Annotated in this window: 21 protein-coding genes; 11 read left to right on the forward strand and 10 right to left on the reverse strand. The window is 72.3% G+C overall.

Annotation, left to right across the window (positions count from 1 at the left end; all coding sequences use genetic code 11):
* Positions 1-654, forward strand: coding sequence for a cutinase family protein (locus tag AC07EG_RS22865; protein ID WP_478255178.1), 654 nt, complete (start codon positions 1-3; stop codon positions 652-654).
* Between the two features lie 169 nt (positions 655-823).
* Here the strand turns inward: AC07EG_RS22865 and AC07EG_RS22870 are convergent, their stop codons facing one another.
* Together AC07EG_RS22870 and AC07EG_RS22875 are read right to left on the reverse strand one after the other, a co-directional pair.
* Positions 824-1,906 (reverse strand): DmpA family aminopeptidase, encoded by a 1,083-nt coding sequence (locus AC07EG_RS22870; RefSeq protein ID WP_478255179.1) that lies wholly within the window; start codon positions 1,904-1,906, stop codon positions 824-826.
* Complete coding sequence (locus AC07EG_RS22875) at positions 1,903-2,514, reverse strand: TetR/AcrR family transcriptional regulator (RefSeq protein ID WP_478255180.1); 612 nt, start codon at positions 2,512-2,514, stop codon at positions 1,903-1,905. Before AC07EG_RS22875 ends, AC07EG_RS22870 begins: the two co-directional genes overlap by 4 nt.
* 130 nt (positions 2,515-2,644) lie before the next feature.
* Between AC07EG_RS22875 and AC07EG_RS22880 the strand changes: the two genes are divergently transcribed.
* The 3 genes from AC07EG_RS22880 to AC07EG_RS22890 are packed head-to-tail and all read left to right on the forward strand — an operon-like array spanning position 2,645 to position 4,970.
* Entirely contained in the window at positions 2,645-4,021 is a 1,377-nt protein-coding gene (locus AC07EG_RS22880; RefSeq protein ID WP_478255181.1) for an APC family permease, read from the forward strand.
* A gap of 36 nt (positions 4,022-4,057) precedes the next feature.
* Positions 4,058-4,699: an 8-oxoguanine DNA glycosylase OGG fold protein gene (locus AC07EG_RS22885; protein ID WP_478255182.1), complete on the forward strand. Its 642-nt coding sequence runs from the start codon at positions 4,058-4,060 to the stop codon at positions 4,697-4,699.
* 37 nt (positions 4,700-4,736) lie between these two features.
* Entirely contained in the window at positions 4,737-4,970 is a 234-nt protein-coding gene (locus AC07EG_RS22890; RefSeq protein ID WP_478255183.1) for a hypothetical protein, read from the forward strand.
* On the opposite strand, the gene AC07EG_RS22895 is transcribed toward AC07EG_RS22890, so the two are convergent.
* On the reverse strand, positions 4,967-5,425 hold the full coding sequence (locus AC07EG_RS22895) for a MarR family winged helix-turn-helix transcriptional regulator (protein WP_478255184.1): 459 nt from the start codon (positions 5,423-5,425) through the stop codon (positions 4,967-4,969). The genes AC07EG_RS22890 and AC07EG_RS22895 overlap by 4 nt on opposite strands.
* Positions 5,426-5,505: 80 nt before the next feature.
* On the opposite strand from AC07EG_RS22895, the gene AC07EG_RS22900 reads away from it, so the two are divergent.
* Entirely contained in the window at positions 5,506-5,880 is a 375-nt protein-coding gene (locus AC07EG_RS22900; RefSeq protein WP_478255185.1) for a VOC family protein, read from the forward strand.
* A gap of 86 nt (positions 5,881-5,966) precedes the next feature.
* Complete coding sequence (locus tag AC07EG_RS22905; RefSeq protein ID WP_478255186.1) at positions 5,967-7,820, forward strand: DUF6541 family protein; 1,854 nt, start codon at positions 5,967-5,969, stop codon at positions 7,818-7,820.
* Here the strand turns inward: AC07EG_RS22905 and ligA are convergent.
* The 5 genes from ligA to AC07EG_RS22930 form a co-directional block, all read right to left on the reverse strand.
* Entirely contained in the window at positions 7,817-9,802 is a 1,986-nt protein-coding gene (gene ligA / locus AC07EG_RS22910) for an NAD-dependent DNA ligase LigA (RefSeq protein ID WP_478255187.1), read from the reverse strand. The two genes, AC07EG_RS22905 and ligA, sit on opposite strands and share 4 nt — an antisense overlap.
* Positions 9,803-9,849: 47 nt before the next feature.
* Positions 9,850-10,227 carry a hypothetical protein gene (locus tag AC07EG_RS22915; protein ID WP_478255224.1) on the reverse strand — a complete coding sequence of 126 codons (378 nt, stop codon included), beginning with the start codon at positions 10,225-10,227 and terminating at the stop codon, positions 9,850-9,852.
* A gap of 159 nt (positions 10,228-10,386) precedes the next feature.
* Entirely contained in the window at positions 10,387-10,875 is a 489-nt protein-coding gene (locus AC07EG_RS22920) for a pentapeptide repeat-containing protein (RefSeq protein ID WP_478255225.1), read from the reverse strand.
* A 143-nt stretch (positions 10,876-11,018) separates the two neighbouring features.
* Positions 11,019-13,031: an FGLLP motif-containing membrane protein gene (locus AC07EG_RS22925; protein WP_478255188.1), complete on the reverse strand. Its 2,013-nt coding sequence runs from the start codon at positions 13,029-13,031 to the stop codon at positions 11,019-11,021.
* A 91-nt stretch (positions 13,032-13,122) separates the two neighbouring features.
* Positions 13,123-14,016, reverse strand: a complete 894-nt coding sequence (locus tag AC07EG_RS22930; protein WP_478255189.1) for a LysR family transcriptional regulator — start codon at positions 14,014-14,016, stop codon at positions 13,123-13,125.
* Positions 14,017-14,200: 184 nt separating this feature from the next.
* Between AC07EG_RS22930 and AC07EG_RS22935 the strand changes: the two genes are divergently transcribed.
* The 5 genes from AC07EG_RS22935 (at position 14,201) to AC07EG_RS22955 (ending at position 18,888) form a co-directional block, all read left to right on the forward strand.
* Entirely contained in the window at positions 14,201-14,545 is a 345-nt protein-coding gene (locus tag AC07EG_RS22935) for a VOC family protein (protein ID WP_478255190.1), read from the forward strand.
* 485 nt (positions 14,546-15,030) lie between these two features.
* Positions 15,031-15,948 (forward strand): hypothetical protein, encoded by a 918-nt coding sequence (locus tag AC07EG_RS22940; RefSeq protein ID WP_478255191.1) that lies wholly within the window; start codon positions 15,031-15,033, stop codon positions 15,946-15,948.
* Positions 15,949-16,756: 808 nt separating this feature from the next.
* Positions 16,757-17,080, forward strand: a complete 324-nt coding sequence (locus AC07EG_RS22945) for a hypothetical protein (RefSeq protein ID WP_478255192.1) — start codon at positions 16,757-16,759, stop codon at positions 17,078-17,080.
* Positions 17,077-18,249, forward strand: a complete 1,173-nt coding sequence (gene yidD, locus AC07EG_RS22950) for a membrane protein insertion efficiency factor YidD (protein WP_478255193.1) — start codon at positions 17,077-17,079, stop codon at positions 18,247-18,249. Before AC07EG_RS22945 ends, yidD begins: the two co-directional genes overlap by 4 nt.
* 393 nt (positions 18,250-18,642) lie before the next feature.
* A complete protein-coding gene (locus AC07EG_RS22955; protein ID WP_478255226.1) occupies positions 18,643-18,888 on the forward strand; it encodes an HAD hydrolase-like protein in 246 nt (81 codons plus the stop codon).
* A gap of 4 nt (positions 18,889-18,892) precedes the next feature.
* Here AC07EG_RS22955 and AC07EG_RS22960 read toward each other — a convergent pair whose 3' ends face one another.
* Complete coding sequence (locus tag AC07EG_RS22960; protein WP_478255194.1) at positions 18,893-19,438, reverse strand: CGNR zinc finger domain-containing protein; 546 nt, start codon at positions 19,436-19,438, stop codon at positions 18,893-18,895.
* On the reverse strand, positions 19,435-20,013 hold the full coding sequence (locus AC07EG_RS22965) for a hypothetical protein (RefSeq protein WP_478255195.1): 579 nt from the start codon (positions 20,011-20,013) through the stop codon (positions 19,435-19,437). Before AC07EG_RS22965 ends, AC07EG_RS22960 begins: the two co-directional genes overlap by 4 nt.
* Positions 20,014-20,099: the final 86 nt, after the last annotated feature.

Below are 20,099 nucleotides of genomic sequence, written 5' to 3' on the forward strand. Positions count from 1 at the left end.
GTGAAAAAGAGAAGAATTCCCGCACTGCTGGCCGGAATCCTGCTGAGCACCGGCCTCGCCGCCGCCGCGAGCCCGGCCGCCGCCGCCGAAGCGCCGTGCGAAGGCACCTACACGATCGTGGTCGGCGGCACCGGCAGCTCCTGGAACAACGACGGCTTCACCGGCAACATCCAGCAGCACGTCGGCTATCCCACCGCCATCCCCAACGGCGCCAGCGTCCGCGCCGGGGTCGACGAGCTGAACCGGCTGCTGCGCGAGCAGCGCCACCTGTGCCCCGGCCAGCACGCCAAGGCCGTCGGCTACTCACTCGGCGCCGCGGTGGTGCACGTGTGGGTCACCGAGAACTGGCAGACCTTCGGCAACGTCAACGCCGTGCTCATCGCCGACCCCAAGCGCCAGGCCCCGCCCGGGCTCAACGGCGGCAGCGTGCCCTTCGGCGGCATCGTCGGCTACCCCCTGGCCGGTGCCGACCGCTACTTCGGCAACGTGCCGGTGAAGTCCATCTGCCACTGGGACTACGTCTGCGACGAATCCGCCGGCATCTGGACCTACCCGAACAACCACATGTACAACTACCCGCAGGACTGGAACGTCGACCACCACAACGACACCGCCCACGAGCAGTGGTTCAACGGGGCCTGGCACCCCTGGTGAACCCGAGCGGTGCCCTCGGCCCGGACCGGGCCGAGGGCACCACCGGCCTCAGCTGGTGTGCTGCCGGTTGTTCAGGTCCGGCGCGATCGTGAACCCGGCCGGTTCCGCCGACCGCTCCCCGGCCGACGCCGCCGCACGACCCGAAGTCTGCCCGGGACGGGGAAGGGGCTCACCTCCCCGAATCACGGGGTTGCGCCCAGTCGTGGGGCAGGGCGGGCACGCGGCGGCCCCGGTAGCCGGACATCTCGCGGTTCGCCACGAGCGCGCCGAGCACCGCCTCCTCCACCGCCTGCACCACCGCCTCGAAGAACGGGTCGATCCGGCCCCACGGCACGAAGGTCAGGCTTTCGTAGTCCGCGTCGTCCGGGCGCGGGAAACGACTGGTCAGCGCACCGGCGTTGGCCGTGCTGAACGCCAGGAACAGGTCACCGGAGAAGTGCGAGCCGGTGGTGCCGGTGCGTGCCAGGCCGAGCGGCACCCGGCGTGCCAGCGCCGCGCACTGCCCCGGCAGCAACGGCGCGTCGGTGCCCACCAGCACGATGACCGAGCCCGCCCCCGGCGGGGCGAGCCAGGCGGTGTCGGCCATCGGGTCGTCACCGGCCAGGGTCCGCCCGAGCGGCACCCCGGCGATGCTCAGTTCCGCGCGGCTGCCGAAGTTCGCCTGCACCAGCACGCCTACGGTGTAGCGCTCACCGCCGTGGGTCAGCACGCGCGAGGCCGTGCCGGTCCCGCCCTTGAAGCCGTAGCAGGTCATCCCGGTGCCCCCGCCGACCGAGCCCTCGGCCACCGGACCCGGCCGGGCCGCGTCGATCGCGGCCACCGCGTGTCCGGTGTGGACGGTTGACGCGTTGACGTCGTTGAGGTAACCGTCCCAGGTCTCGGCGACCACCGGCAGCAGCCACTCCGCCGCGGCACCGGGGCGCTCGCGCACCACCCAGTCGATCACCCCGCGGTGGCACGGCCCCACCGCGTGGGTGTTGGTCAGCAGCACCGGCAGCGACAGCGACCCGGTCTCGGCCAGCCACGCCGTGCCGGTCATCTCCCCGTTGCCGTTGAGCGAAAACGTTCCCGCCGCGCACGGCACGTCGAACCCGTCCCGGCCACGCGGCAGCACCGCGGTCACCCCGGTGCGCACCGACTCGCCCTCGATCAGCGTGGTGCAGCCGACCTCCACCCCGGGCACGTCGGTGATCGCGTTGTGCGGCCCCGGTGTCCCGGGCAGGTGGGGAAGCAGGTCACGGGCGCGGGTCACGGCAGTTCCGCCAGAGCACAGCGGGTCGCGGTGCGGGCGTAGGACAGCAGCATCGCCTCGGCGGTCGCGGTCGCCAGCGGTGACACCGCCTGGGTCAGGTGCAGGCCGTAGCCGTCTTCGAGGGCCACGAGGTTGCGCGCGAGCACCACCGGCTCGTCGGCCAGGTCGAACACCCCGGTCGCGGCACCGGCTTCGAGGATGGCGGTGTAGGCGCGGACCTGGCGTTCGTAGAGCGTGATGTGCCGGGCGGCGTAGGCCGGGTCGCGGCGGGCGATGGTGCCCAGTTCGTAGAGCAGCACGCACAGTTCGTCGTCCGGGCCGGTCGGCAGGCCGCTGCCGATCATCGCCCGCAACCGCGCGGGCGGACTGAGGTGCCCGCCCGCCGCGCGCTCGCGTGCCTCGCAGAACCGCTCGACCGCCTCCCGCTGCACCTCCTGCAGCAACTCGGCCAGGCTCGGGAAGTAGTACAGCACCGACGCCGAGGACATGCCCGCGCCGTCGGCGATGTCCCGCAGCCGCAGGTCCAGCACCCCCCGGTCGAGCACCGCCCGCCGCGCCACCGCCACCAGTTCGGCCCGCCGCGCGGGTGCCCTGCTCGGTCTCGCCATGCCCGTCATTCTTCAAAGGACGTTCAGAAAACGCAAGCCCGGCCCTTGACGGGTCGCTGGCGAGAGCCTTTGATGTCGGGTCATCAGTTCTTTGAAGTTCCTTCGAAGAACGTGACAGCTGGAGGTCGACGTGGCCGCTCCCGCACTCCGCCGAGGGCTTCGCACCCTGGGCACCCTGCTCATCACGCTGTCCGCGATCAGCCCGGCCTCCTCGGTCTTCGTGATCGCGCCGGGGGTGCTCTCCGGAGCCGGTTCCGGCGCCTTCCTCAGCTTCGTCGGCGCGGGCGTGGTGGGGGTGTTCATGGCCTTCGTCTACGCCGAACTGGCCTCGGCGTTCCCGCTGGCCGGCGGCGAATACGCGATCACCGCCCGCACCCTGGGCCGGCTGCCGGGATTCGTCGTGCTCGGCATCATGATCGTCACCCAGGTGCTCATCGTCGCGGTGATCGCGCTCGGCGTCGGCACCTATCTCGGGGTGCTGATCCCCGGCCTGTCCGCGCCGGTGGCCGCCGCGGTGACCTGCGTGCTGGCCGGCCTGGTCGCGGTGTTCGACATCAAGCTCAACGCCTGGGTCACCGGCGTCTTCCTGGCCATCGAACTGCTCGCGCTGGCCGTGGTCAGCGCGCTGGGCCTGCTCGCCCCCGCCCGGCCGTTCACCGACCTGCTCACCCAGCCGGTCGCCGCCGACGGCGGACCCGCCACGCTGGGTGCCATCGTGGTCGCCACCTCGGTGGCCATCTTCGCCTACAACGGCTACGGCTCGGCGGTCTACTTCGGCGAGGAGACCCAGGACGCCGGCCGCGGGGTCGCCCGCGCGATCCTGCTGGCACTGGGCATCACCGTGCTCGCCGAACTGGTCCCGGTGACCGCGGTGCTGCTCGGTTCCCCCGACCTCGGCGCGTTGTTCGCCGCGCCGAACATGATGTCGCAGTTCGTCTCCGAACGCGGCGGGACCACGCTCGACACGGTCATCAGCCTGGCCGTGGCCCTGGCCATCGTCAACGCGGTGCTGGCCATCGTGCTGATCAGCTCCCGGCTGGTCTTCAGCAGCGGCCGAGACCGGGCCTGGCCCGCCCCGGTCAACCGCGCGCTGGCCAGGGTGCACCCCCGTTTCGGCACCCCGTGGGTGGCCACCATCGGCACCGGCGTGGTCGCCGCCGCGCTGTGCTTCGCCGACGAACGGGTGCTGCTGGTGCTCACCAGCACCGCCATCGTGGTGGTGTACGCGGCGCTGTGCCTCGGCGCCATCGCCGGGCGGCGCTCGGGTGCCACCGCCCACGCCCGCTACCGCATGCCGTGGTTCCCGCTCGCGCCGGTGCTGGCCCTGGCCGCGCTCGCTTTCGTGCTGTACCAGAACGCGCGCGACCCCGAGGTCGGCAGGCCGAGCCTGCTCGTCACCGCAGGCATCGCCCTGCTCGCCGTGGGCTATTACCTGCTGATGCGGCGGCGTCGCGGTGCCTGGCAGCTCAGCGAACCGGTCGCCGAAGAGGTGCCTGCCCGCGAGTAACGACCGGGCACGCCCCGCGACTCACGCTGTATGCCGATGACAGACCTCGCCCCGCTCGCGCTGCCGAGCTGGGCCACGCCCGCTCAGCCACGCCAGGACAGCGTCGATCGGCACCGGATCACCATCCGCACGCACTGGTGGCGCGAGGCGATCGCCAGCCGCGGCCTGCCCGGCACCCCGCCCGAGGGACCGGCCCTGACCCGCGCCGACGTCTGGGCACCCGCCGACAACGTCTTCACCCTGCTGTGGCGGACCCTGGCTTGGGGGTCGGGGTCGTACCTGCGCAACAACGCCCGCCGCCTCGACAGCATCGGCGAGAACCTGCCGCACGCCGAAACCGTGCTGCGCGCGGCCGCGGAAGCCTCCCGGCTGGACCCCACCGCCGCCTACGAACTGCTGCGACCGGGTGGCCGCAACGCCATTCCCGGCTTCGGGCCGTCGTTCTTCACCAAGTTCCTCTACTTCGCCGGCGGTGGCGCCCCGGCGCACCCGTGCCTCATCCTCGACCGCGTCGTGGCCACCGCACTGGTCAAGGCCACCGACTGGAAGTCGCTGCACCCCAGCGGTCCCTGGCCGGCGAGCACCTACCAGCGCTACTGCGACCTGCTCGCCCGCTGGGCCCGCGAACACCGGTGCGCCGCCGACGAACTCGAACGGGCGCTGTTCCGCGGCCGCTAGGCTCGACGGCGTGGCGGATCCCTGACTGCGCATCGAAGTGCTCGACGGCGCCAGACCGGCGAGCGCCTGGCGTCGTGAGCACGCGCAGGCGTTCTTCGCCACGGCGATCGCCGACCGGGCGGTGTCGTGGTCCTGGCGGCGGTGCCGGGGCGGCTGGGCCTTCGAGATCGCCTTCCGCACCGAGCGCATCCGCGACGAGTTCACCGGCCAGCCCGCGATCAGAGCCGCGCTCGCCGACGCCCCGGGTGGGTTCTGCGTCAGCGCCGGTTAGCCGTCGAGCGCGTCGGCGATGCGGTCGAAATCCGCCAGCAGCGCGGCCAGGCGCCGTTCGGGGATCGCGCGGACCATGCGGGCTTCGATGGCGTAGACGGTTTCCTGCGTTGCCCGCAGCACCCGCCGCCCCTCGGCGGTGAGCGTGGTCGGGCGGGCCCGGCCGGACTCGACGGTGTCGGGCCGCTCGATCAGCCCCGCCTCCTGCAGGCCACGCATGACCACGTTCGCCGACTGGCGGGTGACGAAGGTGGCGCGGGCGAGTTCGGCGTTGGACAGCCCGGGCCGGGCGTCGAGCACCTCGAGGCAGGCGTACTGCGGCACGGTCAGGCCGTGCTCACGCAGCGCGCGGTCCATGGCGCCGCGCAGGGCGGCGTGCGCGCGCTTGAGCCGGTAACCCACGTGGTCGAGCACGTCGGCGGCCGGGTGCGGGGGTGCCACTCGCCTGTCCTCCATGTCGGCATTTTGACATCCGGGCGCAGCTGCCCTAGGTTCGAGTATGTCAAATTCCTGACATTCACCTTGAGGAGCACACCATGCCCGCGACCATCGACGGCCCCGACTTCATCGCCTTGCAGGTGCGCGACGTCGAAGCCGCCGCCCGTTTCTGCGAAGAGCACCTCGGGCTGGTCCGCACGCCCGCCGCCCCGCCAGGAGCGGTCGTGTTCGGCACCCGGCCCTGCCCGATCGCGGTGCGCGAACCCCTGCCCGGCACCGACCTCGACGCCGGACGCCCCGGCCTCGGCGTCGCGCTGTGGTTCTCCACACCCGACGCCCAGGCCCTGCACGACCAGCTCACCGCGGGCGGCGTCGAGGTCCTGACCCCGCTCAGGGACAGCCCGTTCGGCCCGGTGTTCTCCTTCACCGGACCCGGAGGCTATGTGCTCACCGCCCACGGCCCGGCGGCCTGAAACCCTGCACGGTGGGCACTTTTCCGGCCTGCCCGGTGGCACGAACGGGCGCTGTGCCGCGGCAGCCCGGGTTCTAGCGTGCTCACATGGCGACCGTGCTGCTGCTGGTGGTCGTGGTCGGCGTGCTCTGGTTGCCCGGGCTCGCGGTGGCCACGGCGGTGCGGCGCACCGGCTGGGCGGTGCTCGGGGCAGCCCCGGCGATCACCTTCGGGCTGGCCGGACTGGCCGGGCCCCTGTTCGGCTGGCTCGGCGTGCCGTGGCGGCCGTGGACCTGCCTGACCTTCCTCGCCGCGGTGGTCGGCCTGGCGGCCGCAGCCCGGCGATGGCTGCCCGGCGGGGAGAACCCCGAACCGGGCACCTGGCGGCGCGCCGGGTTCGCCGCCATCGGCGCCGCGGTGCTGGTCGCCGCGGCGGTCGGCGCCGTCGTGCTGGCGCTGGGCATGCGCGGGATGGACGCGGCGTCGCAGATCTGGGACATGAGCTTCCACGGCAACGCCGTCCGCCACATCGCCGACTCCGGCGCACCGAGCCAGGGCGCCCTGTCCGCGATCGCCGAGGACCACCCGGACTTCTTCTACCCCAACGGGTTCCACCTGATCGGCGCGCTGGTCCACAGCGGCACCGGCCAGCCACCGCCCAACGTGCTCAACGGACTCGTCGTCGCGGTCGCCACGCTGCTGGTGCCGCTGAGCACCGCCGGGTTCGCCGCCGGACTGGGGCTGCGCCCGGGTGCGGTGGCCGCCGCCGTCGCGGTCAGCACCACCTTCAGCGCGCTGCCCTACCTGCTGTGGAGCTACGGCGGCCTCTACCCCTACGCACTGGCGCTGTGCCTGGTCGGCCCCGCGCTCGCCCTGGCGGTGCGCTGGCTCAAGGACGGCGACACCGGCGTGCTGCCGATGGCCGTGCTCGCCGCCCACGGTGTGCTGGTGGTGCACCCGAGTGCGGCGGTGGTGTTCACCGTGTTCGGGATCCTGGTGCTGCTCCTGCGCGACCGGGCCACCTTCCCGTTGCACTGGACCAGGTTGGGCCTGCTCGGCGGGCTCGGCGGGCTGGCGTTGCTGCCCCAGCTCGGCGGCCTGCTGACCGTGACCCCGCGGGTGGCCGCCTTCCAGCCGTTCTGGGCGGCGAGCAGTGACGCCGGAACCGCGTTGCTGCGCGTGGTCACCCTGGTCGGCGTGGACCCCCAACCCGGCGAGGCGGCACCCCCGGCGCAGTGGGTGCTGGCCGTGCTGGTCTTCGGCGGGCTGCTGTTGCTGGTGCGCGTACCGGCCTGGCGCTGGGCCACCGCCGCCGCGGTGGTGTTCGCCGGGCTGTACGTGCTGTCGGTGAGCACCGATCACGGGCTGACCAGATATCTGACAGCACCCTGGTGGAACGACAGCTTCCGGCTCGCCGCCGTGCTGCCCGTGGTCGGCGCGATCGCCGCCGGGCACCTACTCGACGAGGTCCGCCGCCGCCTCGGCGACTGGCGGGTGGGCGTGCTGCTGGTGACCGGTTACCTGGGCGCCACCGGCGGCTACGTCGCGGTGAACAGCGACCGGGTGCGCGAGGTGTACCGCCCTGGCCCCATCACCACCGACGTCGCCACCGGAATGCGGCGGCTCACCGAACTCGTCCCACCCGGCACCGGCGTGATGAACGACAACGGCGACGGCTCCACCTGGACCTACGGCCTGGTCGGCCGCCGGACGGTGGTGCCCTACTTCGGCAACTACCCACCCGGCTCGGACCGCGCGGTCCTGCTCGAACGATTCGACGAGGTCGCCACCGATCCGCAGGTCCAAGCCCTCGTCCGCGCCCACGGCATCGAATACGCCGTGGTCACCACCCCCATGCTCTACGGCAAGGACCGCGTCCCGGGCCTGCGAGAACTGGACCGGCCGCCCTTCCGGCTGATCTACGAAAATCCCGGCTTCCGCCTCTACCAGCTCACCGGCTAGACCACGCCGGCGTCGATCAGCTGGCGCCAGATCACCTCCTGGTCGACCACCTCGACCTCGAACTTCTCCGCCTTGGTCAGCTTGGCCGCACCCACCCCGGCCCCGGTGATCAGCAGGTCCGTACTCGCCGACACCGAGGACGCGGCCGTCGCGCCCGCCTGCTCGCACAACCGCTGGAACGTCGGCCGCGGCACCTTCTCCCCCGACCGCGGGTCGCTGATCGCGCCGGTGATCACCACCGTCTTCCCGGCCAGCGGCGCCCCCGCCGCCACGACCGGCGGCAGGTCCTCCTCACGCACGTCCAGCGAAACCCCGCGCTCCCGCAACCGCTCGAGCTCCGGCCGCAGCCGGGTGAGGTGCTCGACCAGCGAAGCGGCGACCTGCGGCCCGATGTCCTCCACCGCCACCAGGCCCTCGACCCCGGCCTCGGCGACCTCCTCCAGCGAGGCGAACCCCGCCCGGCACAACCGCGCGGCCGTGCCCTCGGAGGCCATCGGGATCGACAGCCCGATCAGCGCCCGGCGCAGGCCGACCTGCCTGCTCGCGTCGATCGACTCGATCATCCGCGTCGCCGACACCTCACCGATGCGGTCGAACTCCAGCAACCGCTCCTTGGTCAGCCGGTAGAAGTCCGACGGGTGCTCCAGGATCCCGGCCTCGGCGAGCCGCTCGATCCACACCTTGCCGATGGCGTCGATGTCCGCGGCCGCCCGCGAGGCCCAGTGGATCAACCGCCGCACCGTCTGCGCCGGGCAGGCGACGTTGGTGCAGAACAGTTCCCGGCTGTTGCCCTGCTCGATCAGCGGCTGCCCGCAGGACGGGCACACGCTGGGCGGCACGATCTCCCGCTCGGCCCCGGTGCGCTTCGACTCGTCGAGCACCCCGGCCACGAACGGGATCACGTCCCCGGCGCGGCGCACCAGCACCGTGTCACCGATCTTGATGCCGCGGGCGCGGATCACCTCCTGGTTGGCCAGCGTCGCCCTGGTGACCGTGGTGCCACCCACAAAAACCGGCTCCAGCCAGGCGACCGGCGCGATCTTGCCGGTCTTGCCCACGTCCCAGACCACATCGGAGAGCACCGTGGTCTTCTCCTCGGCGGCGAACTTGAACGCCAGCGCCCCGCGCGGGGACGCCGACCGGGTGCCCGCCGCGGCGTAGGCGTCGCGATCGGCCAGCCGCAGCACGGCACCGTCGAGGTCGTAGTCCAGGTCGTTGCGCTGCTGCTCGATCGTGGTGATCACCGCCTGGGCCGCTTCGGCGTCGGTGCAGTGGCGCATGTCCGCGGCGGTGAACCCCAGCGTCCGCAGTGCACTGTCCAAGTCGGACTCGGTGGCCTCGGCGTAGAGGTCGAAGGCGAAGAACCGCAGGTTGCGCCCGGCCACGGTGGCCGGGTCCTTGGCCCGCAGCGTGCCCGCGGCGGCGTTGCGCGGGTTGATCAGCGGTTTGTCCGGGTGCTCGGCGTTGTAGGCGGCGAAGGTGGAGCGCAGCATCACCGCTTCGCCCCGCACCTCGACCCGGCCCGGTGCGTCCACCCGGTCCGGGATGCCGTCGGTCAGGGCCCGCACCAGCACGGTCACGTCGTCCCCGGTGGTGCCGTCGCCGCGGGTGATGGCCCTGGTCAGGCGCCCGTTCTCGTAGACCAGCGCCAGCGACAGCCCGTCCAGCTTCGGCATCACCACCACCGGCTGCCCGGGGAAGCGGTCGAAGAAGGCCGCGACCTGCTCGGGCTTGGTCGCCTTCTCCAGCGACAACATCGGCCGCGAGTGCCGGATCGGGGCGTGCAGCACCGCCGGCGCCCCCACCTGCTCCAGCGGATTCGGGTCCGGGGCCAGGCCGGGGTTCGCCGCGATCAGAGCACGCAGCTCGTCCTCGATCGCGTCGTACTCCGCGTCCGCCACCACCGGCGAGCCCCGGTAGTAGGCGTCACGCATCGCCACGACCTGATCAGCCAGTTCCGCTATGCGTTCCCGAGCGTCCACGACAGAGAACCTACCCGGAACCACCGACGATCCGTGGGCGATCGGGCTCAGCAGGTCGCGTCGACCGCGAGGAAGCGCGTGGCCTGCTCGGCCAGCTGCTCGGCGCGGACCACCAGCTCCTCGATCTCGTTCCACCGGCGCAGTTCGCGTTCGGCGTCCGGCACCAGGCGGCTGGTCACCAGCAGCAGCAGCGTGTCGATCTCGAAGACCAGGTCGGCCAGCCGCAGCAGGGGCCGGTAGTCCTTTTCGGAGCCGGTGCCGTGCGCGCGGGCCCAGGCGCAGGCGGCGTGCCCGGTGGTGCGGCACACGAGGCGGAGGTGGTCCCGGATCTCCTCACCGCGGCGGTACTCCCGTGGGTGGTCGCCGTGCATGTTCCAGGCCACGGACAGCAGGCAGCGCCCGGCGTCCTCCATCGACGTGTTCATCACCGCCGCAGTGTCTTGCAGAGATCGGCGGGCCAGGCACTTCGACACACCTCGACACCGGATCGAGCGAACGGCCCCAAGAGCACCCGCTGGGCGCTGCGCCGGCCCGGCGGCTTCCGGCACCCCTCGGTGCCGCAGCCGAAGCGCACGGCTGCCGCGCTAGCGGTCGTCACCGTGGGGCCGGAGCGCCAGCCGGATCCACTCATCGTCGAAAGCTGCGTCGCCGGTGAAAGTCGCGCCGTCGAACCAAGCGGCATCGCGGAAGACGGCCCGTTCGAACCAGGCAGCGCCGGTGAAACTCGCCCCGGTGAACCGAGCCGCGCCGGTGAAGGTGGCCCGGTCGAACCGGGCTTCCCCGGTGAACTCCGTGCCCTGGAAGCTGACTTCACGGACGGCGCAGGCGGAGAAGTCGCAGTCGATCAGGTCGGCACCGGTCAGGTCGAGGTCGAGGTCCGCCCAGTGGGTGGCGGCCGGGTCGGGGCGCAGGTGCCGGGCGGGGACGCGCTGAGCGGTGAGCCGGACTTCCCGTTCCTGGGTGCGTTCGCGGAGGTCGTCCGCCGGAGGTCGAGCGGCGTGCGCAGGTAGGCGCAGAGCACGTTGACGATGGTCTGGCGGTGTTCCTCGTGGTCCTGAGCCGAGCTGTTCGATGGCCTGGGTGTAGAGGTCGGTGACGCGGCGACCGCCCGCGCCGACGGTGGCTTCATCGGCGCGGGCGGTCGTTCGGGCTGGGCACCGGAGAACTCGTCACCCGGTGAACATCGTCGGGCCCACTCCGGAGTTACCGACCGCACTCAACTCCTGGACACCGCCTTGAGCCGGCGCAGGAGCAAACTCGCCCCACCGGCGACCACGAACAGGCACGACGCCACGAAGATCCGCTCGCCCGCGGGCTCCTCCTCGACGGCGGGATGCACGCTCTCCAGGACCACGTGGACGTAGAAGAAGACCGCGGGCGCATACAGCAACCACCACGCGACCCTGCTCCAGCCCTTCAGCGCGGACCCGTCCAGCGGCTCGACCGGCACCAGCCCGAACACCACGACCTGGATGCCCGCGGCCAGGACCACGCAGACGGCGAGGGCGACGCCGTAGGCCAGCGACTTCGGATCGGCGTTCCGCCCGGCGACCACGAGGGGCGCGAAAGCCACCCAGATCCCGGCGCAGGTCACCAGCACGGCGATCCCGCCGCCCAGCGTCGCCCGTCCCTGCCGGGGCGGGGGCGCCGCACCCAGGGCGATGAAGGTGATCACCAGGCCGTAGACGTAGGGCACCGGCGAGTCCAGGAACCGCGACAGGGTGGCCAGGACCGCGGCGAGGAGGAAACCCAGCCACATCGCCCGCAGGTACCCGCGGCCACGGCTCGCGGTGAGCAGCGCGTCCTTGGGCTTCTCGTAGGCGGTGACGACCAGCAGCAGCGCCACCGCACCCGCCGCCGCCTTCAGCAGCACGACACCCCAGTCCCAGGTGCGGGCGTTGATGCCGGCGTCCGCCCAGACCAGCAGCACCCCGCCGAGCGCCGCGTAGCCGAGCGCCCGGATCCACCCGGGAACCCGCGGGGTCGCCGCCCTCAGCCGGTCCCGCGCGTGCCGGGTCCGCAGCTTTTCGATGACCTTGTTGACCAGGTCCGCCGGGAACGCCGTCTCCAGCAGCAGCACGAGCGCGATGATCGCGGCCGCCTGGGCCGCGCTCGCCGCCAGTGACCGCGGATCGGTCAGGACTTCGTGGGGGACGGGGATGTCGGGGAGCCCGGGCGGGCGTGGTGCCCGCGGTTCCGGAACGGGCTCCTCCCCGGGCGGTGGTGGTTCCGTGGTCTCCGGGGCGGTCGTGGTGGCCTCCGCCGTCCAGGTCAGCTCGAAGGTCGTCAGTCCGGGACCGGCGGGCAGCCGCATGGTGCCCGCGGGATGGGTGGTCCCGGCGCACCGGAACGCCACCTCGCGCACCCCGGGCGCCAGCCCGTCCGGGAGGAACGCGTGCAGGTCGATGAATTCCCAGCCGGTCCCGCCCGAGCCCTGCCGTGCTTCGTCCAGCCAGGTGTCCAGTTCCGTGCCGCCGATGAGCAGGGGCCCGGATCGGCAGGCCGCCGGGTAGCCGTGCAGGTGCGTGGTGATCTCCGCCTTGCCCGACGGCCGGTCACCACCCGGGTGCGGGTGCGCGGGCTCGGCCGGTCTCGGCTGGACCGCGATGGTGACGGTCGCCTCGGCCGCGTCGTCCTGCGGGTCCACCACCCGGTAGGCGAAGGAGTCCGTGCCGGTGAAGCCGGGCGGTGGCGCGTACTCGAACGAACCGTCCGGCTGCAGCACGACCCGGCCACCCTTGGCGGTGAAACCGTTGCCCGGCTTGGCTTCCGCCCGCAGCTGCGCTCCCGCCGGATGGGTGTCGCCCGCCAGCACGCCGGGCGCGGGGACCTTGAGCAGCACGCCCGTCGTGGCCTGGAAGCCGTCGTCACGCGGGAGCGGGCCGGGCCGCACCCCCACGGACACCGCCGCGGTGTCGCTCCGGTTCCCCTCGGCGTCGACGACGCGGTAGGTCCATTGCGCGGTCAGCGAAGACCCCGGCCGCCAGCGGAAGCCGACCGGGTCCGCGGTCGGCTGCACCGTGCCGTCGTCCGGACCGGACACCAGCTCGACCGCGCCGGCCTCGGTGCCCGCCAAGTCGTCGTTCGCCAGCACGTCGACGGTGAACCAGCCGCCGACCGCCTGGTTGCCCGAGTAGGCGAAGCGGTCGTCGGCCGCTTTCGGTGGTGCCGCGGTCAGGGTCAGGAAGACGCCCAGCCCGGTGGCCAGGAGTCCCAGGGTGCGGTGCATCGTCGGTGCACTCCCGTCGTGTCCCCACGAGCATCGGGCCGCGGACCGGTCCACGTCGAAGTCGTGGTGGTTATGCGCCGATCGGCCGCGGCTATAGCGGCAGTTCGGCCGCGATGCGGGTGGCCAGCTCGCAGAACTGGCGGGGCAGCGCGCGCTGGTCGTCCCGCCGCCGGGCGACACCGGTGGACGAATCCGGGCCGCCACGCAACTCCAGCGCGCGGAACCCGTGCATCGAGGCGGTTTTGACGTACAGGTGGGGAGCCGGGCAGACCACGCCGTTCAGGACCACCGACAACGCCAGCTCGGTCACGGTGCTGACCGGCTCGCCCACCGCCCGCGGGTACTCGCCGTTGCGCGCGTCGGGCAGCAGCCACCAGCGCTTCATGGCCTCCGGGACGGCGGCCCCGACGTTCGGCATCGGCTCACCGAGCACGTCGGTGACGCTCACCGCGTCGAGGTCCCACAACGGGTGCCCGACCGGAACCGCCAGCCCGCACGGTTCGGCGACGATCGGCGCCCACAGCACCCGCTCGGGGTCCACCGGCAACCGCAGCAGCGCGACGTCGACCTCGTCGTCGAGCAGTGGCCGTTCCGGATCGGGCAGGGTGGTCTCCCGCCACGACAACCGCACGTGGGGGTGGGCCGCGGAGAACGCGCTCGCGATCGGCACGTGCAGCGCCCGCGGGATCGGCGGGCTCCACCCGACCCGCAGCACGCTCGGCTCGGCCCCGGCGCGCCGCGTCGCACGCGCGGCCTCGTCCACCATCCGCAGCACCGCCCCGGCGTGCTCGTGGAAGATCTCACCGGCGGGGGTCAGCCGGACCCCGTCCGGCGCCCGCACGAACAGGGGCACGCCGAGTTCCCGCTCCAGCGCGCGGATCTGCTGGCTCAGGGTCGGCTGGGAGACGTACAGCGCGGTCGCGGCCCTGGTGAACCCACCCTGTTCGGCGACCGCCGTGAAGTACCGGAAGTGCCGCAGCTCCATGCTCGCCCCCACCTGCCACCGATTCCGCAGCGATGCCGATTGGCCACACCCGGTGAGTCGTCGCGGGTGCGTCGAACGCTTCGCCCCCACCGGCGGGTTGCCGGGCAGTGGAACGACCTCGCTCCGCTGAGTTCTGCCCGTCCGCCCGGTCCGTACCGGTGACCGCAACAGAAAGGACGGGCAGATGGCCATCGCGGGAATCCTCGCCCAGCTCACCGTGGCCGATCTCGACGGCGCGATCGCCTGGTACTCCGGGCTGTTCGGGCGCGCACCCGACGCGCGGCCGATGGACGGCCTGGCCGAATGGCACTTCACCGGCACCTCCGGGGTGCAGGTGTGGGCCGAACCCGGGCGCGCCGGGCGCGGCACGGTCGTCCTGGCGGAAACCGAGCTCGACGACCGCCTCGCCGCGCTCGACCGGGCCGGGATCGCCCATGAAGGCGTCCAGGACGCCACGTGCACCAGGGTGCTGCCGCTGACCGACCCGGAGGGCAACCGCATCGTGTTCACCGACGGGATCCCCCGGTAGCTCGGCTCCACCTCACGCGCCCCAGCCACGGCTGGGGCGCGTCTTTCTGCGCCCGGGGGCGTTGCGCTTGCCCGTGCACGTACTGTTGGCTCTCTGTAAGGTGTACCCAGCATTGATTGAAGATCATTTCCCAGAAACTGCTCCGGACAGGTGGTGGCCTACGCCGCATTCGTCCGCTCCAGTGGCTTCGGCGGCCGAAGCTCACACTTGTGGGCGTGACTGGTTTCCCCATCCGGAGGAGTTTGCCGGGCCGAATGATCCATTTGAGCGAAACTGCTGCTCAAGCTCACTTTTCCAGCAGATAACGGATAGATTACGGCGCAGCTCCGAGCGACTCGGGAGAGGAGGGTCCAGGCGGATGAAGCCCGCATGCGGACGGGCGGTGTGACGACACCTGTTGGCTGCTTCCCTGTTGACCACCCGGATCGGGGCCGGGGTCGGCGGATCACCACCGCGCAGGGGACCGCGTAGAAAGATCAACCTGAATGCCCAGTCCAGAGGGCACTTCCGGGGCGCTGTCCGGCGACCAGGACGCGACCCTTCCTGCCATCCCCGCCCCGCGGGCGCCGCGGTCACGTGGCCGACGCGGGCGGGCCGCGGTCGACGGCTTGCCCTCGACCGCGGAGTTCAGCAATCCGTACCTGTCCCCGGGCAAGCGCGTGCTGGCGCTGGTCGTCCTGCTCGGCGTCACCGGGCGCACCGGGACGCTCCGGCAGGTCAGCGAGAACCTGCTGGCCGCCCACGCCGGGGACGAGAAGCACTGGACCCGGCGGCACAACACGGCGAGCCTGACCAAACGGCTGGCCGACTGCCTCGGCCGCGGCGCCCGCCGCCCGCCGAGCTGGCCGGAGATCCAGGAACTGCTGACCGCCTACCACCCGCCGGCCCGGCGGGAGCCGCTGCTGGCGCTGGTGGCGGGAGCCTATGCCCACGCCTACGGCGAGGACCCGCCCGGCTACACCGGCCGGGTCCTGCGCCCCGAGTGGCTCACCGAACCAGTGGTTTCCGCGGTCACGATCCGCACGACCATCGAGAACCTCACCCCGGTCCCCGCGGCCACCTGCCCCGTCGACGACGCCGCCACCGGCAACACGCGGGAAAGCTGGCAGGAAGAGCGCGAGCTGTACAAGATCTGCCTGGCGACCAGCAATCGGGCGGTGATGGCCCTGGACCGGAGGGTCGGCGAGCAGGAAGCCGAGTTGCACGAGGCCGAGGACCGGCTCCGGGCGAGCGAGGCTGCCCGCGACCTGAAGCGGAACGCCACCGCGTCCCCGGAGGAATCCACGCTCTGGCGGCTGGCCGAAGAGGGCATCGCCGCCCGGTACCCGCAGCTGAGCCCGGAACAGGTGCGCAATCTGATCTACGAGCAACTGCGCCAGCCCACAGGCAACATTCTCGCCTGAACGAGCTCCCACAAGAGCCCCGTGCCGATGACCCGGTACGGGGCTCTTTGCTCGTTTCGGGAGTGAATGGGGAATGAACACGGAGTGAACGGGGAGTGGACCTGGAGGCCGCGGAGTGATTCGCGGAGTGAAGGGCAAAACGGCTTGGAATACTCCGCGTTTCACTCCCGCATCAGCCGAAATTCCGCGGTGTTGTGCCGACTTCGAGCGAAAGCCCTTCGGCGTTCAGTCCGCTGATCAGTCCCCGATCGCGCTTTTCCCGTTCGGCTTCCGCTTAACGCAGCACCGGCGCCGTTGGCCGTGGCCGGGCAATTCGCTCTTCCCCGCGGACCGCGCCGCCCAATATGTTCTGGACGGCACTCGCCAATCCCCTTCGCAATTCACGACGGGAGAACCCCCATGCCGACTCCGGCACCACCACGACCTCGCCCGGCGCGCCAGGGCACCCCGGTGCCCGCCGAAGACGGGCTCTCGCACCCGGCGAGAGCCGGCGGGCCGCGACCGCAGCCCGCGCTCAAGAGGAAGGAGGAGCCCGCATGGGCGGAAAGCACCGGAAGGAGGCCAGCAAGGGATGTGCGGTGATCGCACTGCTCATCGTCACCGCGACAGCCCTGCTGGCCACCGTCGCTGACCAGGTCGTGACCCTGATCGGCTGACGACCGGCCCGAGAACCGGTCCACTGCGGGGTCGGCCGTGGCCGGCCCCGCTCCCGTTCGCACGAGGTACATCTCCCGCGCACCGGTGAGTATTACACCGCGGCGCGCGGACCGAGTCGACCTGCACACGGTCGAGTGAGGAACTTTCGCGCATGTTCTCCGATTCCCCCTCCTTCGTGCCCCGCCCGCGCACCGACTTCCCGCGCGTGGTCGCGGTCCGCCTGCGTGCCGGCACCGCCCTGCCCAGCGGCCGGGCCTGCGGTGAAACCGATCGCGAGGTCCACTACATCCCCGCGGCCGAGGCCGTGGACACCAGCGGCACCACCACCGCCATGTGCGAGACGGTGCTGCACCGCGCCGACCTCGAGTTCGTCGGGGAGCACCGCGGGGTGCCGTGCAGCAGCTGCTACCTGCGCTACCTGCACCCGGTCACCGGCGTCCCCGTCCCGCGCCAGCGCAACTGGCGCACCTGGTGAGCACACCCCCCACCACCGAGGAGCAGCTCGTGTCCCCCAGCCCGACCTACCAGCCCCGCACCTTCGACGAGGCCTACAGCCACCTGTTCCAGCCGCTGTGCCGGTTCGTCCGCAGCCGGGCCACCGCTCTGCACGACCGCGTGCAACTGCCCGAGCGCGCGGAGAGCGTCGTGGTGCAGAAGGTGTTCGACGCCGCCTTCGCCACCGGCTGGAGCCGCATCCGCCAGCCCCGCACCTGGCTCTACACCGTGGCCGGCCACCAGCTGCAGCTGATGGCCGACGACCAGCGCACCGACTCGGACCCCGGCAAGCCGCGGCCGGTGACCTGGACCGCGGCCGCGGTGGCCCGGCCCAGCGTCACCGAAGTCGACCTGGCCGCCATCGTGACCGGGCACGCCGTGTGCGAACTGCCCGACCACCGCAGCCAGGTCAGCTACCTGCGCTGGTGCGAACGCTGGAGCATCACCGAAATCGCCGACGCGCTCGGCATCAGCGAAGCCGCTACCCGCGCCCACACCGCTCGCGGCCCGCTGCACGACCCCGGCCGGCGCGATCCCGGTGAAGCGGTGCTGCTGCGCGTGGCCGCGCAACTGCACGCGAACACGCCGCTGTTCGCCGTGCGCGCCCCACGGCGCCGCCGCCTGTCCCAGTCCCCTCCGGCGCCTCGGCTCGTCAGTGCGTGGAGCACGTTCCTGCTCGGTGTCCTCTGCGCGGCGGGCGGGTTCGCCCTTGGTTCGGTCTGGCCGCTCGCGCTGCTCCCGGTCAGCGCCCTGCTGGTGCTGACCGGTACCCGCCTTGGCCTGCGCTGCCTGAAGGCCCGCCGCCGTCGCGCCAGGGTCGCCGGTATGCAACGCCGGCCCGCCCACCCGCTACCACCGCCCCGCCGCCTCGCCCGCCTGCTGCTGCTGGGACTGCGCTGGTACCGCGCGCTGCCGGTCCCCCGGTGGCCCGCCCGCTGCCGGTTCATCCCCGGTTGCAGCGACTACGCCCAGCAGGTCATCACCCGGTACGGTGCCCTGCGCGGCACCGTGCTCGGCGCCCGCCGGCGCTGGCGCTGCCTGACCAGCCCGCGCGGCCAGGATCCCGTGCCCGATCCGGCACCCCGGCACGCCACGGTGCCCACCTGCCTGGTGCGCCCGGCACGGCAACGGCAGCGCATCACCCTGTGAGCCACGCACACGGCACCGGTCCGGCTGGCGGGCGGTCGTGCCACGCTGCTCGTCATGGGGACGCCGGTCACCGGCCGGCCGGCGCGCGGACCCCGACCGCATCGAGATCTGACGGGAGAACGGCATCGGCCACCGTGGAGCACATCGTCTGGGACTGGAACGGCACGTTGTTCGCCGACGGCCCGGCTCTCATCGACGCGACCATCGAGGCGTTCCGCGAGCTCGGCCTGCCGCCGATCACCCGGACCGACTACCAGGCCAAGCACCGCCAGCCGATCCCCGCCTTCTGCGAAGCGCTGCTCGGCCGTTCCCTGACCGCCGCGGAGCAGGCCGCGCTGGACCAGCGGTTCCAGCTGGCCTACCGCACCCGCCGGGAGTCGATCGCCCTGCACCCTGCGTCGGCACCGGGCCGGGCTCGGCACCGACCCGGCGTGGGTGCTGCTGGTGGGCGACAGCGTGGACGACGCGCTCGCCGCCCGCGAATGCGGCGTGGCGTGCATGCTCTACCACGCCGGGGACGACGCCCTGCACACGATGGACCACCTGACACCGCTCGGGGTCCCGATCGTGGGCGGCCTCGCCGAAGCCGTGGCCGCGGCGCTCGACGGTGAGCCGTGGGTCGGCGTCGCCACGAACTGACCCGTCACGGCCGAACGGCGCGGTGGCGGGCGACTTTGGCTTGGTTGCCGCAGGTTTTCATGCTGCACCAGCGCCGCCGTCGCCCGCGCGAGGAGTCGATGAAGAACCAGCCGCATCGGTCGCAAGCACGCACGCCCTGCGGTGGCGGGTCGAGAAGCAGCTTGGTGGCGCTCAGGGCCAGGGCCGCGAACGCGCCGTCGGCGCCCTGTGGGGCGATGGACCCGTCGGCGTGCAGTGCGAGGTCCCCGGAGCCGCGGCGGGCGGTGTCGAGCAGTCGGCTGAGGGCGCGCGCGGGAATCGCGTGACCGTCCTTCTGCGCGTCGAAAACGGTCCACAGCAGCGCTCGTAGTGCTCGAGCTTCGGGCAATGCGGCTTCGGGGAGGTGCCCGTCGGCGGAGAGCAGGCGGGTGCGGCCGAGCCACCGGCCGAGTGCCCCGGTGTCGGTGAGCAGGTCAGCGCCGAGTTCCGGCCGGCGCCGGAAAACCGTGTTGGCGAAGTCGAGCGCGACGTTCCCGGCGATGAAGTGCCCCTCGGTCCAGACCGTGGTCACGGCAGCCGGAACCGCATCACGGGACGGTCGTGCCTGGGCCGGGCGACCTCGGTGAACCCGGCCGCGGTGAACGCGCTGGCGATGCCGGTCATCGCCGTGTCCGGGCCCGCTTTGCGCCCGCTCGGCGGGTCCACGGGGTACGCCTCGACCGTCCGGGTCCGCGAGGTTTCGGCGAGGTAGCCGCACACCGCGGTGATCAGCGGCGCCGACAGGCCCCCGCCCCGGTGGCCCTTCTTGATCAGCAGGCAGGCGAGCGAGACCACGGGCTCGTCGTCCACCGGTGCCAGCAGTTTCGAGCGCTGCATCCGCGGGAAGGACGCGCGGTCGCCGAACGCGCACCACGCCACCGGCTCGGCATCCAGATAGCCGACCACGCCCGGCGGTGTGGCCCCTTCGGCCAGCGAGCGCATGGCAGCCCGGTTGCCCTCGCCCTTGTTCTGCATCCACTCGTTGATGCTCAGCCGCCAGTGCATGCACCAGCAGCCGCGGGCACCGCCGCGGGAGCCCATGACCGCCTCGAAGTCGTCCCAGGTGCGCTCCGTCAACGGCCTTACCGCCAGTTCAGGCGAGGTCATCACGCCTCCTCCGCATTCGCTGTAACCGTACTGCGGCTTGTTAAGGGTTACAAGTAGAGGGTGGATGCGCCGGGCAACACGCGCGC

It is taken from the genome of Amycolatopsis sp. NPDC045836, from assembly GCF_056431745.1.

Excerpts from the sequence above, each read along its gene's own strand:
- AC07EG_RS22875 (WP_478255180.1), bottom strand. The coding sequence starts at position 2,514 with ATGGCGAGACCGAGCAGGGCACCCGCGCGGCGGGCCGAACTGGTGGCG.
- AC07EG_RS22885 (WP_478255182.1), top strand. The coding sequence starts at position 4,058 with ATGACAGACCTCGCCCCGCTCGCGCTGCCGAGCTGGGCCACGCCCGCT.
- AC07EG_RS22895 (WP_478255184.1), bottom strand. The coding sequence starts at position 5,425 with ATGGAGGACAGGCGAGTGGCACCCCCGCACCCGGCCGCCGACGTGCTC.
- AC07EG_RS22900 (WP_478255185.1), top strand. The coding sequence starts at position 5,506 with ATGCCCGCGACCATCGACGGCCCCGACTTCATCGCCTTGCAGGTGCGC.
- AC07EG_RS22905 (WP_478255186.1), top strand. The coding sequence starts at position 5,967 with ATGGCGACCGTGCTGCTGCTGGTGGTCGTGGTCGGCGTGCTCTGGTTG.
- AC07EG_RS22915 (WP_478255224.1), bottom strand. The coding sequence starts at position 10,227 with ATGAACACGTCGATGGAGGACGCCGGGCGCTGCCTGCTGTCCGTGGCC.
- AC07EG_RS22925 (WP_478255188.1), bottom strand. The coding sequence starts at position 13,031 with ATGCACCGCACCCTGGGACTCCTGGCCACCGGGCTGGGCGTCTTCCTG.
- AC07EG_RS22930 (WP_478255189.1), bottom strand. The coding sequence starts at position 14,016 with ATGGAGCTGCGGCACTTCCGGTACTTCACGGCGGTCGCCGAACAGGGT.
- AC07EG_RS22935 (WP_478255190.1), top strand. The coding sequence starts at position 14,201 with ATGGCCATCGCGGGAATCCTCGCCCAGCTCACCGTGGCCGATCTCGAC.
- AC07EG_RS22940 (WP_478255191.1), top strand. The coding sequence starts at position 15,031 with ATGCCCAGTCCAGAGGGCACTTCCGGGGCGCTGTCCGGCGACCAGGAC.
- AC07EG_RS22945 (WP_478255192.1), top strand. The coding sequence starts at position 16,757 with ATGTTCTCCGATTCCCCCTCCTTCGTGCCCCGCCCGCGCACCGACTTC.
- AC07EG_RS22965 (WP_478255195.1), bottom strand. The coding sequence starts at position 20,013 with ATGACCTCGCCTGAACTGGCGGTAAGGCCGTTGACGGAGCGCACCTGG.